This is a genomic window from Acinetobacter brisouii (assembly GCF_008993995.1).
GTDB lineage: Bacteria > Pseudomonadota > Gammaproteobacteria > Pseudomonadales > Moraxellaceae > Acinetobacter > Acinetobacter brisouii_A.
In genome coordinates this window covers 68,383-79,917 of sequence record NZ_BKNN01000004.1, presented here as the reverse complement: position 1 = coordinate 79,917, position 11,535 = coordinate 68,383, and the positions used below count along the sequence as shown (strand labels likewise).

Below are 11,535 nucleotides of genomic sequence, written 5' to 3'. Positions count from 1 at the left end.
AATTGTATAAGTTTTAGCTTTTCTGCCGAATGAATAAATAAAAATAAGTTAAAAAAAAATCAATCTACTAAAATTGGGTCAAGAGTTGACAAAAAATGTCAGTTTCTAACTCGACGCTATTTCAAAAAAGTCAGATTTTAAAGCCTAGAAAAATACAAAAAAATTAAATCTTTTAAAATCAAAGCTATTAAAAATATGGCATAGTCTGTGCTATTATTGGAGTACAAACAAATTGTATAAGTAAATTATACAAATACAAAATAATTTCCGCTTTTGGAGAAAGTCTATGAACGCACAAAAAGGTTTTACTTTAATTGAATTGATGATCGTTGTTGCGATCATTGGTATTTTGGCTGCGATTGCGATCCCACAGTATCAAAACTATGTAGGTCGTTCTAACGTAGCATCTGCGGTGCAAACAGTGGCATCTAATAAAACAGGTGTTGAGTCTTTTGTAATGGAATATGGTGCATTTCCTGATGGCACTACCAAAGCTGCGGCAGCAACTGGTACTCCTGGTCAAACAGGTTATAAAGCAGCCGTTCCAGGCCAAACACCAAGTGAGTTAGGTATTGTTAATCCAACTTTTGGTACAATCGCACTCAAACAAGGTACTGATACTGGCGCTGGTGCTATTATTCTTACATTTAGTTCAGGTAATCCTGGTATCATTGGTAAGCATGTTGAATGGTCTCGTACTGCTGATGGTACTTGGACATGTTCATCTGATGCAGATCAAAAATTTGTTGGTAAGGCTTGTTCTTATGCAGCAACTTTACCTGTAACTCCTTAATAAATATTTAGTTATAAAAATGCACCATATTGGTGCATTTTTATTTAAAAGGAAAAAGTTTAGTGAGACAGAAATGAACTATATATCACCAAATATATTTTTATCTCAATTTCAATTGATGAGTAACGATTTACCAATTCTGTTGAAAGATTGGGTATGTGAAAATAATGACGAAGAGAATGTTAAGAATATAGTTCATAATATAGTGGAAGGATGTATTAAAAATATAGTGATAATCTTAAAGCAACTTCGTAGTATTAATTTGGAGAGTCCCCCTGCTAAAAAAATAGAAGGTGCAAAAAATATTATTGATGTATCTGTACTCATAGAGTTGCATGAACAATTGAGTAATCTAATTAATATTATTCCTGATAAAAAGTTTATTGATCGTGGAAAATTGCCAACTCAGCATTTTTCTGAATTTCTATCGATGATTGACTCTTTAAGAGAAGAGCACTTAAGATATTTTTTTAAAGCTAATAGTAAGTAGTATATTTTTTATGTCTAAACGCCTTAAATTTTTTTTTAACGCACTTATCTATTTCTTTTCTAATAGCATGTATTACGCTCAGCATTGTTTTCTTTATGTGGTATCCCACACCTCTAGCAAAAGCGGTGGGAGTGACGCACATTTTTCTATTGATGCTGACAATTGATGTGATTGTTGGGCCAATTCTTTGTTTTTTTATCTATAAAGAAGGCAAAAAATCATTAAAATTTGATTTAACAGTGATTGTTTTAATTCAGCTTTTTGCATTTTTTTATGGTTTTTATAGTATTGCTCAAGGGCGACCTGTTTATATTGCTTATGTTGTAGATCGTTTTGAGTTAGTTCGTAATAATGATTTAATCATAAATAAAAAAGATAAAGTATTACCGCAATATCAACAGCCATCATTTTTAAAACCTAGGTTTGTTGCTGTTGAGCTGGCTAAAAATATAAATGAGCGAAATCAAGATTTATTTAATGAAGTGCTTGGTGGGGTATCACTTGCTCAGCAACCAAAGCGATATGTCGACTTTGGGCAAGCAAAAGCCCAAATTTTACAAAAAGCCCAAGATTTAAAATTATTAAACCAATTCAATAATCAACTGGTTGGTGCAAATATTTTAAAGCAATATCCATCGGCGAATGCTTGGGTTCCCTTAAAAGCCAATGCGGTAGATATGGTGGTTTTACTGAATAAAAAGAGTGGTGAAGTGGTTAAAATCGTCGATTTAAGACCATGGAAATAAATACATCAATCAATAAAAAAGATAAAACCCGAGCAAGCTCGGGTTTAGTATCTTTGTCAAACATCCAGTTTACTGACATCCATTCTTTGTCGTTCCATTGACAACTCAGCATACAATCCATGTGAGAGCAAATCCGTTGTTCATTTCCATTTGCTGATGACCCTATATTAATTGTGAGAACAAAATCACAATAGAGGCAAAAATCATAAAACCATGTAAGCTTTTTCTTACAAAAATAGAATTTGATCGTGATTTTCTGGCTGACTGCTAGGTTTATCAAAAAATTAAGCAAGAAAAATGATAAATTGAACAAAAAATGTCATATTGGATGCATCTGCAACAAAAAAGTGCAAAAGTCCTTGCACATGTATAAGGTCTTCTATACAATGCGCCAATCAGTTCAAAACTGATAGAAAAACTTACTTTAAACCAGAAAGTAAGTCTATTGATGCGGGATGGAGCAGTCTGGTAGCTCGTCGGGCTCATAACCCGAAGGTCGTTGGTTCAAATCCAGCTCCCGCTACCAATTCAATAAAGCTATGCAACTTTATTGAAGCTAAATAGAAATTTAGTTAGAATATTGCATCGTTAGTGCGGGATGGAGCAGTCTGGTAGCTCGTCGGGCTCATAACCCGAAGGTCGTTGGTTCAAATCCAGCTCCCGCTACCAAGATTCTTTCGAGAAGGCTCACAGACAGGTGGGCCTTTTTGCACAATGGGCATTGCTTGTTGTGACAGATGGGGCGAATTAACGCCCTTTTTTATTGGCGATCGTGTAGTGCCGACATCAATTGGTCAAAAAATCGTGTTTCACTACCAAAGGTTGCATCGGTGTTTCGCCGATTGTTGTATTGCACAAAAAATGACGAGAGTACATGAAACTATCAAATAAAACCCAAGCGTTACAAGATCTAATCGCCCCTGCAGTGAGTGCTTGCGGTGTTGAGCTTTGGGGAATTGAATTTCTACCTCAAGGTAAGCGATCTTTATTGCGCATCTATATTGATAAACCAGTTGATGAAAATGCTGAACCTGTCATCAATGAAGATGGTGAGGTTGAGCGTGGTCGTGGCATTGGTGTTGAAGACTGTGTGAAAGTGACCCAGCAAGTGGGTGCAATGCTTGATGTGCATGATCCAATTTCAGGTGAATATGCACTTGAAGTGTCTTCACCAGGTTGGGATCGACCATTTTTCCAATTGGCACAGTTGCCAGATTATATCGGGCATCAAGTAGCTTTGCGCTTGATTAGCGCTGTCGATAACCGTCGTAAATTTCAGGCAAAACTCGTTGCGGTTGATTTAGAAGCTGAAACCATTCAGGTTGAAGTAGAGAAGCAACAGGTTCTTGACATTGATGCGCATAACATCGACAAAGCAAACTTGGTTTATCAAGACTAAATTATTAAGAAAATCTGAGATATAGGTGACTTATGGGTCGTGAGATTCTTACCGTTGCAGAGACGGTTAGTAATGAAAAAGGTGTAAGCCGCGAAGCCATCTTTGAAGCACTTGAACAAGCGTTAGTTGCTGCGACTAAGAAAAAATTCTACGAAGGCACAAATTCGGAAGAAGCTCGCTTACGTGTTGAAATTGATCGTAAAACAGGTGACTACCGTACTTTCCGTCAATGGGAAGTTGTGGCAGATGAAGATCATGAAATGCCAGCTTGCCAAGATGCGATTTCTGATGTTGACCCTGCAAAATGGTCAATTGGCGATATCCGTGAATTAGAAGTTGAATCGATTGAGTTCGGTCGTATTGCAGCACAAATTGCGAAACAAGTGATTGTTCAAAAAATTCGTGAAGCGGAACGTGCATTGGTTGCTGATGCGTATGCTGCTAAAGTGGGCGAGCTCATCTACGGTGAAGTGAAAAAACAAACCAAAGATGGCTTTATTATCGATTTAGGTGACAACGCTGAAGCATATTTGGCGCGTGACCAAATGATTCCAAAAGAAATTTTGCGTCCAAAACAACGTGTGAATGCAATTCTTTACGAAGTCAACCGTGAAGGTCGTGGTGCACAGTTGTTATTGTCACGTTCACATCCTGACATGCTTGTTGCTTTGATGAAAAAAGAAATTCCAGAAATTTCTGAAGAAATCATCGAGATTAAAGCAGCAGCGCGTCAAGCGGGTGTACGTGCTAAAATTGCAGTGAAAACCAATGATCACCGTATTGATCCAGTGGGCGCATGTATTGGTATGCGCGGTACACGTATCCAAGCGGTTCAGTCTGAGCTGAATGGTGAGCGTATCGATGTTGTGGTGTGGTCCGATGATCCAGCGCAATATATTGCAAGTGCATTGGAACCTGCTGATGTATCAGGCATTGTAATTGATGAAGATGCAAGAACCGCAGACATCATTTTTGCAACCAGCGATCAGTTGGCTCGTGCAATTGGTTCTCAAGGTCAAAACGTACGTTTAGCGTCTGAATTGACTGGCTTTAAGCTCGATATGATGCTTGAAGATGAATACCGTGCGCGTCAGCAAAATGAAGCACAACAATATTTAGACATGTTTGTAACACGTTTGGATATTGATGAAGGCTTGGCGATGGCATTGGTTGAGATGGGCTTTACTTCACTTGAAGAAATCGCTTACGTTCCTGTTGAAACATTCGAAGAAATCGATTTGGATGAAGATACAGTCACATTATTGCAATCGCGTGCGAAAGAGGCTGCTTTGGCAGATGCTTTAGCGCAACAAGAAAATGTGCAAGAACCAAGTGAAGAATTGTTAAATATGCAAGGTATGACTCAAGAGATTGCGTATGCCCTTGCCGGTCGTGGCATTGTGACGATTGATGATTTGGCAGATCAAGCAACTGATGATATTAGCGATATCGACGGTTTAAATGCTGAAACTGCGGGTCAATTGATCATGAAAGCACGTGAATCATGGTTTAACTAGGAGGTGGTGAATGACAGACAAGTCGATTAAAGAATTGGCACAAAATGTAGGACGTTCAGTTGAAAAACTTCTAGAACAAGTTCGTGATGCAGGGCTACCACAGCGTCGTGCCGACGATATCATTACTACAGAACAGCAAGATACCCTTGTCAGCTATTTGAAGAAAGTTCATGGGCAGGACAGTGGTAATGCAGGAAAAATCACGTTGAAACGTAAAACAACCAGTACAGCTAAAGTTGCAAGTACCTCAGGCAAAGCCAAAACCATTAACGTAGAAGTCCGTAAAAAGCATACGTTTACTAAGCCTGATCCAGAGCAGATTAAAGCTGAAGCAAAAGCCAAGCTTGAAGCTGACAATAAAGTACGTGCCGATGCTGATGCTCAAGCACGTGCTCAAGAACAAAGCCGTCGCCAGTCTGAAAACAAAGCGACAGCAACTTTAGAAGCAATGCGCGCTGCGCACAAGCAAGACAAAGTGGTAGAAAGTCCAAAAACTGCGGTTGTGGTTAAAAAACGTGGTGGTGGTGCATTGAAACCATTACCAAAACCAGCAGAAACCGCAGAACAGAAAAAAGCGCGTGAAGCACAAACTGCACAGCTGAAAGCAACTGAAGAAGCAGCTCGTCGTAAAGCAGCTGAAGAAGCGCAGCAACGCACGCTTGAGCAAATGCGTAAAATGGCATCAAAATACTCAAATGATGATGCAACCACAACAATTCGTGTGATTGATGATTCTCCACTTGCGGCTGGTCTTGTTGGTCAGGCGTATGAAGATTCTTTCAATCAAGAAGACCGTGAAATCAAACGTGGTGGTAATGCGAAAGATACACGTAGCGCGAAAAAAGGCGGACGTAATCAAGAAGAGCAAAACTTCCAGAAATCACATCACAAGCGTGGTTTGAAAACAAGCCAAGCCAACAAGCATGGTTTTGAAAAACCAGTTAAAAAACAAGTGTATGATGTTGAAATTGGTTCAACAATCGTCGTTGGTGATCTTGCACAGAAAATGGCTGTGAAAGTTCGTGAAGTCATTAAAACACTCATGAAAATGGGTGAGTTAGTCACTCAGAACCAGTCAATTGACCAAGATACAGCTGCACTTGTGGTTGAAGAAATGGGTCATAACCCGATTCTTGTTTCTGATACTCAAGCTGAAGATAACTTAATTGAAGCTGCTGAGCAAAAACGTGGTGAGCTAAGTACTCGTCCGCCAGTGGTAACAATCATGGGTCACGTTGACCATGGTAAAACGTCATTACTTGACCGTATTCGTCGCTCTAAAGTGGCTGCGGGCGAAGCAGGCGGGATCACTCAGCACATCGGTGCTTACCATGTGGAAACTCAAAAAGGGATTATTACCTTCCTTGATACTCCGGGACACGCAGCGTTTACTGCAATGCGTTCACGTGGTGCGAAAGCAACGGACATCGTGGTACTGGTTGTTGCAGCAGATGATGGTGTAATGCCACAAACTGCAGAAGCAATTGACCATGCTCGTGCTGCGGGTACGCCAATCATTGTTGCGATCAACAAAATGGATAAAGAATCTGCTGATCCAGATCGCGTATTGAATGAATTGACCACCAAACAAATCGTACCTGAACAGTGGGGCGGTGACGTTCCAGTTGCAATGGTTTCAGCGCACTCAGGTCAAGGTATTGATGAACTTCTTGATTTGATCTTGATTCAGGCAGAAATGCTAGAGCTTCAAGCTTCTGAAGAAGGTGCTGCACAAGGTGTTGTCATTGAAGCACGTGTTGACAAAGGTCGTGGTGCTGTGACTTCGATCTTGGTACAAAACGGTACATTGAATGTCGGTGACTTGGTTCTTGCAGGTTCATCTTACGGTCGTGTACGTGCCATGTCGGATGAAAATGGTCAGCCAATTAAATCAGCGGGTCCTTCAATTCCTGTGGAAATCCTGGGTCTTCCAGATGCACCAATGGCAGGTGATGAAGTTCTTGTCGTGAATGATGAGAAAAAAGCACGTGAAGTTGCTGATGCGCGTGCTGACCGTGAACGTCAAAAACGTATTGATCGTCAAAGTGCAATGCGTCTTGAAAACATCATGGCATCTATGGGCAAGAAAGATATTCCAACCGTTAACGTTGTATTGAAAACTGATGTACGCGGTACATTGGAAGCATTGAATGCAGCATTGACTGAATTGTCGATGGACGAAGTGAAAGTACGCATCATCAGTTCTGGTGTGGGTGCAATCACTGAATCTGACGTGACTTTGGCAGAATCTTCTGAAGCTGTATTGCTTGGCTTTAACGTTCGTGCCGATGCAACTGCACGTCAGAAAGCAGATCAAGATGGTATCGACATTCGTTACTACAGTGTCATCTATGAATTGATCGACGACGTGAAAGATGCCATGAGCGGTAAGTTGGCACCTGAACATCGTGAGACTATCTTGGGTGTTGCACAGGTTCGTGAAGTGTTCCGTTCAAGCAAGTTCGGTGCGGCTGCGGGCTGTATGGTTATGGAAGGTGTGATTCACCGTAACAAACCAATCCGTGTCTTGCGTGAAGATGTGGTGGTATTCCAAGGTGAGCTTGAATCTCTTCGTCGTTATAAAGACGTGGTGGAGGAAGTTCGTGCAGGTATGGAATGTGGTCTTGCTGTGAAAGGTTATAAAGACATCAAACCACTCGACAAGATCGAAGTGTATGATGTTCAAATTGTGAAACGGAGTCTTTAATGGCGGGTAGTCAACGTCTGAAGCGTATGGCTGATTCAGTACAACGTGAGTTGTCAGAACTGATTCGCCAAGAGCTGAAAGATCCACGCCTAGGTGGTTATGTGACCATCTCGGCGGTGAAAGTCAGTGCGGACATGGGTTATGCTGAAGTTTATGTCACTGTAATGGGACGTGAACTGGGCGATGAGCAAAGTGAAGCAGCAAATAAAGAAACTTTAGATGTATTAAATAAAGCTTCTGGTTTCTTGCGTCATGAATTGAGTCGTCGTATCAAGACACGTATTACGCCAAGATTGCGTTTCCATTATGACAAGACCAATGCTTATGGTAACTATATGTTTGGTCTGATTGCCGAGGCAGTCAAAGACTTGCCAGAGCAGGATAAAGAATAAGAAAAAGCCACCTTCGGGTGGCTTCTTTATGATTGGGCTTTAAGTTATTTTTGCATTAGGCTGCTTTCATCAGTGTTTTTTATTCATCAGGTGTTTGATTAAAACGCTGTTCGCGTTTTCTTGCCCGATGCTGTAAACGATAACTATCCCAAGGTAATAGACGTTCAATTGCTTCAGGCACATCACCACTTAAAGAGCGGAGTTTAAGGTGTAAAGCAGCCTGTGCCATCAGATTTGCAGATACAGGTGCAGTAATAAAAGCCAGCAAGGTAATCAGTAATTCAGCAAAACCAAAATGCCCCTGAAATGCCCAATAGATCATCGCAGCAATCAAGAAGCTTCCTAAACCGAGTGTACTAGATTTGGTTGGTGCATGTAGACGTGTAAACAAATCGGGCAGGCGAACCATGCCAATCCCACCGACCAGCATAAAGAAACTACCGACCAGCAAGAAGAATGACACCAAAATTTCCATCAAGAATTGCATCTTTGATTCTCCTGCTTAGTCAATCACATGACCTGTGGTGAAGTAACGCGCCAAGGCAACCGTAGACACAAATCCCAACATGGCCACCAATAATGCACCTTCAAACAACTGTGTCGTTGTCCAGTAGATGCCGAGGACAATCACCAGACCTGTGGCATTTAGAAACAGTGTGTCGAGCGCCAATAATCGGTCAACAATTGAAGGGCCGAACACTAAGCGCACCAAGCATAACAACATGGAAATACACATCATGATTAAACAAATGCCCAAGACATACGGCAAAATGATCATATGCTTTCTCCTTGTTTAACATTGAAAATTTTTAGTAAAGGGGCTTCGTAGCGCTGTTTAATCTGATCAATTTCAGCCTGAGGATCATCACAGCTCAGTGCATGAACCAAAATGTCTCCACGCTCCTGATCGATTCCTGCACTGACCGTTCCAGGGGTAGTGGTAATAATCATTGCCAGCAGGGAATTGACTTGCTCATGCTGTGTATCAAGTGGCACTCGAAACCACTTTGGTTGTAACTTTTCAGTAGAACCTAACACCAGTTTAGCCACGACAAAGTTCGATACGACAATATCACGAAGAACCACAAAAAACAGCTGAATAGCCGTTTTCCAGTCAATATTGGGGGTGCGGATAATGAAACGGTTGAGTAATTGGGGAATAAAAACCGCCAGTACTAAAGCCAATAACAGATCTGAAGCATCTAAGCTATGCGATAGAATCAGCCAAGAGCATGCGACCACAATAGATACAAATGGGTGAGGGAGGCAACGATCAGCCCAAGAATGTTGACTCATACTTAGTGCTCCTCCACAGACTGTAACTTGAAATGATCATGATCAGGCGTATTGGATGAGTCCTCAAGTTGCTTTAATTGATCATGAATTTGGCGCTGCTTGTATAGTGAAATATGTTCACCATGCAAACTATTCGGGCTGATAATACTTGGAATAAGGTGTGCATTGGCATCAGGATTTTCCCCGCCATATTTCGTTTCTGGAATATATTCGGGATCAAAAGGCTGAGTACTAATATATTGTCCATCTGCATCCCGTTTTAAAATGAGGTGCTGATAGAGGCTCTGTTGCTCCAGTTGCATACTGGCAGCCGTAAGATAATGCTGAATGGGGCGAGCTGCGATCATATAAACGATGAGTAAACTCAACAGAAAATACAGCGCATAGTCGTTACCCTTAGGAGCAACTGCAGGCAATGCCTGATAGGTTTGATAGGCTTCTGTTTGAGGGTTATCTTCAGGTTCACTAGATTGCCAAAATAAAATAAAGCCCACTCGAATAAACGCGACAAGACTCAGTAAACTGACGATCAGCACACCTGCAATAATCCAAAGCTGTAAAGGATGATGCTGAGCAGCATGTAAAATGAAGACTTTACCCAAAAAACCACTAAAAGGTGGCAAACCTGCCATCATTAAAGCAATGATAAAAAAGCAAATCGACAAAAGTCGTTCTTGCTTCATGCGTGGAGCAATATTGATATGATCTTTAAACTCACCACGTTGTGCAGTAATCCAGCCACACAGCAAATAAAAGGCTGCACCAATCACGGTACTATGAAACAGATAATAGAGTCCTGCTGACCATGCTTCAGTGCGATGTAAACCAATCGCAACACAAATCGTTCCGAGTGAAGACAAAATCATAAAGCCGACAAAGCGCCTTAAACGCAGAGCACCAATCGCCCCCAAAACCCCATAGAGTGAGCTGATTAAACCCAAAATCAATAAGATATCAAACAGTGGATTGCTGTGATCATTGAGGAAGATCACCGAGTTGACCCGTAAAATTGCATACAGACCGACTTTGGTCATGACTGTGAAAATAGCGGCAACAGGCGTACTGGCAACCGCATAGGTTTTCGGGAGCCAAAAGCCCAAAGGTAGTACCGCAGCTTTAATTGCAAATACAATAAACAGTAAATAACCGCCTGTCTGTGCCAGTGTCGCTTGATCCTCTGGCAATGTTGGGAAAATTCGTGCTACATCGGCCATGTTTAAGCTACCCACACTGGCATAAATCAGTCCTAAACCGATCAGGAACAGCGCACTTGCGAGTAGGTTAATGACCACATAATGAATGCCTAACTGGAAACGTGCTTTACCTTGCCCATGAATCAGTAAGACATACGATGCCATCAGCAGAATTTCAAAGAAAACGAACAGGTTAAACAAGTCAGCAGTCAGAAAAGCACCACATAGCCCCATCAATAAAAATTGGAATAAGGCATGGAAATAGCGCCCACGGGCATCCCAATCTTGGCTCGCATAGATAACAATCGGCAACGCCAAAATATAGGTCAGCAGCAGCATAAAGGCTGACAGACGATCAAGGACTAAAACAATCCCAAAAGGCGCAGACCATTCACTCAGTTGATAAACACTGATTTGACCTGTACTGGCATGCATGAGATAACTGATGGCAGTGATCAGACCCAATGCTGTTGAGAAAATACTCAGACCACGACGCCATATTTGACGATGATCTTGAGCCAGTTGCCCTGCACCAGGATTACCGAGAAGTAACAGCGCAAACCCTGTAAAAGCAGGAATTAAAATACTGAAAATCGGGGTGTGTTGTTGCCAAAAATCCAACCAAGCCATCATGATGCTTTATCCTCACTCGGGTCATCTGCTAACTCAGTCAGTTCTTTGGAATCTACATGGTCTGTCCCTGACTCATAGCGACTGCGTAAAGCCAGTTGCACAATAAATGCTGTCGTGGCAAAACCAATCACAATAGCAGTCAGTACCAAAGCTTGTGGCAATGGATCTGTGACGCGTGTGGTTTGGGTTAAAATCGCAGGGGCATTGACCTGAATGCGTCCTGTAGCAAAAAGGAATAAGTTCACGGCATAACCAATCATGGCTAAACCGAGTACCACTGGGAAAGTACGTGCACGTAGCAGCAAATATACGCCTGTGGCGACCAATAATCCGATGGCTGAAGCCAGTAGTAATTCTAAACTAATCATA

The 11,535-nt window shown here is 41.6% G+C and carries 12 protein-coding genes and 2 tRNA genes; 9 read left to right on the top strand and 5 right to left on the bottom strand.

Features of this window, described 5'->3' with window-relative positions; translation table 11 throughout:
• Nucleotides 1-286: 286 nt before the first annotated feature.
• From GBN19_RS02320 to GBN19_RS02280, 9 genes are all read left to right on the top strand, one after another.
• Nucleotides 287-793 (top strand): pilin, encoded by a 507-nt coding sequence (locus GBN19_RS02320; RefSeq protein WP_151777001.1) that lies wholly within the window; start codon nt 287-289, stop codon nt 791-793.
• 73 nt (nt 794-866) lie between these two features.
• On the top strand, nt 867-1,283 hold the full coding sequence (locus GBN19_RS02315; RefSeq protein ID WP_151777000.1) for a hypothetical protein: 417 nt from the start codon (nt 867-869) through the stop codon (nt 1,281-1,283).
• Nucleotides 1,284-1,333: 50 nt separating this feature from the next.
• Nucleotides 1,334-2,029, top strand: a complete 696-nt coding sequence (gene tfpZ / locus GBN19_RS02310; RefSeq protein ID WP_151776999.1) for a TfpX/TfpZ family type IV pilin accessory protein — start codon at nt 1,334-1,336, stop codon at nt 2,027-2,029.
• 449 nt (nt 2,030-2,478) lie between these two features.
• Nucleotides 2,479-2,555: transfer RNA gene (locus tag GBN19_RS02305), tRNA-Met, on the top strand.
• A gap of 66 nt (nt 2,556-2,621) precedes the next feature.
• A tRNA-Met gene (locus GBN19_RS02300) sits at nt 2,622-2,698 on the top strand.
• Nucleotides 2,699-2,903: 205 nt separating this feature from the next.
• Complete coding sequence (gene rimP, locus GBN19_RS02295) at nt 2,904-3,428, top strand: ribosome maturation factor RimP (RefSeq protein ID WP_151708482.1); 525 nt, start codon at nt 2,904-2,906, stop codon at nt 3,426-3,428.
• A gap of 32 nt (nt 3,429-3,460) precedes the next feature.
• Entirely contained in the window at nt 3,461-4,945 is a 1,485-nt protein-coding gene (gene nusA, locus GBN19_RS02290) for a transcription termination factor NusA (RefSeq protein ID WP_151776998.1), read from the top strand.
• Between the two features lie 10 nt (nt 4,946-4,955).
• Nucleotides 4,956-7,652: a translation initiation factor IF-2 gene (gene infB / locus GBN19_RS02285; RefSeq protein WP_151708484.1), complete on the top strand. Its 2,697-nt coding sequence runs from the start codon at nt 4,956-4,958 to the stop codon at nt 7,650-7,652.
• The gene (locus GBN19_RS02280) at nt 7,652-8,044 is read left to right on the top strand and encodes a ribosome-binding factor A (RefSeq protein ID WP_111893739.1); all 393 of its coding nucleotides are present in this window, start codon (nt 7,652-7,654) and stop codon (nt 8,042-8,044) included. Before infB ends, GBN19_RS02280 begins: the two co-directional genes overlap by 1 nt.
• 79 nt (nt 8,045-8,123) lie before the next feature.
• Here the strand turns inward: GBN19_RS02280 and GBN19_RS02275 are convergent, their stop codons facing one another.
• Genes GBN19_RS02275 through GBN19_RS02255 form a run of 5 tightly spaced genes read right to left on the bottom strand, consistent with a single transcriptional unit; the run spans nt 8,124 to nt 11,534 of the window.
• Complete coding sequence (locus GBN19_RS02275) at nt 8,124-8,531, bottom strand: Na+/H+ antiporter subunit G (RefSeq protein WP_151776997.1); 408 nt, start codon at nt 8,529-8,531, stop codon at nt 8,124-8,126.
• Nucleotides 8,532-8,546: 15 nt separating this feature from the next.
• Nucleotides 8,547-8,822 (bottom strand): monovalent cation/H+ antiporter subunit F, encoded by a 276-nt coding sequence (locus tag GBN19_RS02270; RefSeq protein ID WP_151708487.1) that lies wholly within the window; start codon nt 8,820-8,822, stop codon nt 8,547-8,549.
• Nucleotides 8,819-9,340 (bottom strand): Na+/H+ antiporter subunit E, encoded by a 522-nt coding sequence (locus GBN19_RS02265; protein WP_151708488.1) that lies wholly within the window; start codon nt 9,338-9,340, stop codon nt 8,819-8,821. Before GBN19_RS02265 ends, GBN19_RS02270 begins: the two co-directional genes overlap by 4 nt.
• A 2-nt stretch (nt 9,341-9,342) precedes the next feature.
• The gene (locus GBN19_RS02260) at nt 9,343-11,166 is read right to left on the bottom strand and encodes a monovalent cation/H+ antiporter subunit D (RefSeq protein WP_151776996.1); all 1,824 of its coding nucleotides are present in this window, start codon (nt 11,164-11,166) and stop codon (nt 9,343-9,345) included.
• Nucleotides 11,163-11,534: a Na+/H+ antiporter subunit C gene (locus tag GBN19_RS02255; protein ID WP_151776995.1), complete on the bottom strand. Its 372-nt coding sequence runs from the start codon at nt 11,532-11,534 to the stop codon at nt 11,163-11,165. Before GBN19_RS02255 ends, GBN19_RS02260 begins: the two co-directional genes overlap by 4 nt.
• Between the last annotated feature and the right edge of the window lies 1 nt (nt 11,535).